At 55.9% G+C, this 2,536-nt stretch carries 1 protein-coding gene and 1 pseudogene; both read left to right on the top strand.

The features are described from left to right. Positions 1 to 1,625 precede the first annotated feature (1,625 nt). Positions 1,626 to 1,730 (top strand): annotated as a pseudogene (locus E4P82_RS23945) (type II toxin-antitoxin system Phd/YefM family antitoxin); the annotation flags it as partial. Positions 1,731 to 1,883: 153 nt separating this feature from the next. Then, complete coding sequence (locus E4P82_RS21375; protein ID WP_169250761.1) at positions 1,884 to 2,318, top strand: type II toxin-antitoxin system VapC family toxin; 435 nt, start codon at positions 1,884 to 1,886, stop codon at positions 2,316 to 2,318. Positions 2,319 to 2,536: the final 218 nt, after the last annotated feature.

Raw genomic sequence — 2,536 nt, forward strand, 5'->3', positions numbered from 1 at the left:
AACAGTCGTGTCACCAGCCGCCACTTAGCAACCGGAAAACCTGTACCCGTACAGTTCCCGGCTATTTGTCTCAGCTCACCGGCTACGCATTTCTACACAATGCAAAGGAATAAACCACCTTACGCCTTGACCGAGGTACGGTCCGGTGAAGGGAAATTCGTGCCATTTTGTTCCTGTGGGGCTCATTGTGCGGTTTTTTGAACCGCTACAGCTAACTTAGTTCGGTTTAAGTCTTTGATACTACCAAACTTCTTCAAAGTCGGGCTTGTGTAGAGTTTACGAGGGGCCATGCGTTTGTTATCCATGCTGTTCCCTACTCACGTTTATGCAATAAAGACGTTATGTGCTTGAATTTATAAATTGCAGCCCATCGCCTCAGAGGGGAAGACACGAAACGGAACCCTAAACCGCCATGGCGAAATCCGTGGCCCGCAAAGGTCTGAATTGATCCGACCCCATTGATGGCTCGACTTCCCAGTGGTAATTGCCGGTTAGGTTGATGTGTGCTCAGCTCAGTGGCGACCAGTGCGCGAGGTTAGTCGGTCCGGGTTCAATCCTTTTTTCCTTCAGTTCATTCATAAGGTTGAGGAAGCTGCGAACGTAGGTTCGGGCTGAGCACTGAAGGCGTGCATTGACCAACCGTTGCCTTGGTGAAATATTTCGCATTTCCCGTGCCATTTCTTGCGGACCACAACGGTATCCCTATCTATGAAAGAGTTAGCGGAGATTGTTTATTTTTTTTTAGCGCCAATGGAGTTCAATTTGAAACAGAAAATTTCACGCTTTTCAAATTGAAGATTTTTCGAATTTAAATATAGAAACGATCTATCCGTTGTGCAAAAGTCTTAACTTATAAAAACAAACAGATGATTAATTATTTGCTTAGAATAGGTTAAGCATAAGACTTTGATTTATCTCATGTAACCGCGTGAAAGAGGACCCTTTTGCGCGGTATGACAACACCCTTACTGGTGCAGGAATGCGCCCGCGTCTACGGTCGGCCCTGTCTTTGAAACCGCCTCCGGCAATGCCGTTATCCACATGGTGGCTGATACGGTTTTCCGTACAGATTTTTTAGGGCTACAAGCCGCATGAATACCTGGTCATTACCTCTGTCGGAAAACAACTGTTTTCCGACATCCAGTTCAAATAGGGACTAATTTCAAATGGCGGCTGGTGATACGACTGTTGGATCTACCCCGTGTGGTCGAGGGGTTCTTGAAAACCGTTTTCGGATCAGGTCGCGGAGAACGGTAAGTTTCGAGAAAACCGAACGGTTGCCAGTGGCAAAAACAGGGTACGCGGTGAATCGGGCAGCGCGATGAAGCCGTGATGCCGGTAGCGCTGTTGAACGCGGTGCGAGCCGAAACGGTGCGCCGCTCATTCAGTGCGCAAGAGCTTGCCGCGACGGGCAAAGGCGCGTTCCAGAGCCGGGGCGGGTGGCGGCGGCAAATACCCTCCCTGATCCAGAAAAACGCCGCTAGGGCCGTTCTAGGCCGTCTACGGCGGTTTTGCCGATGACCTTGCCCGAGGCGATTTCCGGGTGACCGACGCGCGCCGTTGCGGTAGCGGGTGAAGCGCGCTAGGGTAGTAACATCACTACATGAAACACGGGGCGCGAGGCGATGACGGTGACGACGTTTTCCAGTCGGGAGTTTAATCGGGACGTGACGCGGGCGAAGAAGGCGGCGCGGGCGGGGCCGGTGTTCGTCACCGACCGAGGCCGGCCGGCGCATGTGCTGCTGACCATTGAGGAGTACCGGCGCTTGACGGGGGGATCGACCGAGTCTTGTCGAGCTGCTGGCGATGCCAGAGGCGGCGGATATCGAGTTCGAGCCGCCCCGCTGGCGCGGTCCGTCGTTGCGGCCGGCGGACTTGGAGTGATGTACCTGCTCGATACCAACGTGGTGTCCGAGCTGCGGCGGGCGACGGCGGGCAAGGCCGATCCGCATGTCGTGGCGTGGGCGGCGAGCGTGCCGGTCGTGAGCTTGTTCCTGTCGGTCATCACTGTGCTGGAGCTGGAATGGGGCGTGCTGCGGATCGAGCGCCGCGATCCGGTACAGGGGGCGCTGTTGCGGGCTTGGCTGGAGGAGCGGGTGTTGCCGGCGTTTTCGGAGCGGATGCTGCCGGTCGATGTCGCCGTCGCGCGCCGTTGCGCCCGGTTGCACGTTCCCGACCCGCGTTCGGAGCGCGATGCGTTGATTGCGGCGACGGCGTTGACGCATGGCTTGATCGTCGCGACCCGGAACGGGACGGATTTCCGGCCGACCAGGGTGGCGACGTTCGATCCGTGGACGTTCGAGATTCCGTCGGCGTGAATCGGGCGCGGCCTTCCTCGTTTTGTCCCGTCTCAGACGGCCGAGACGGGGAGGGACGCCGCTAAAATCGGAAGGCCGCACGCGAGACTCGGGACGTTTCGGCACATTTTGTCTATTAAACTCAAGGTCGAACATGAACCAAAGTAAGCCGCTTACTTTTGGAAGCGGGGCTGTCATTGGTGCCCTAGGGGGGCTTATCGGCTTGGGCGGTGCTGAAT

The organism is Candidatus Competibacter phosphatis, assembly GCF_012939995.1.
In the GTDB taxonomy this organism is placed as follows: domain Bacteria; phylum Pseudomonadota; class Gammaproteobacteria; order Competibacterales; family Competibacteraceae; genus Competibacter; species Competibacter phosphatis.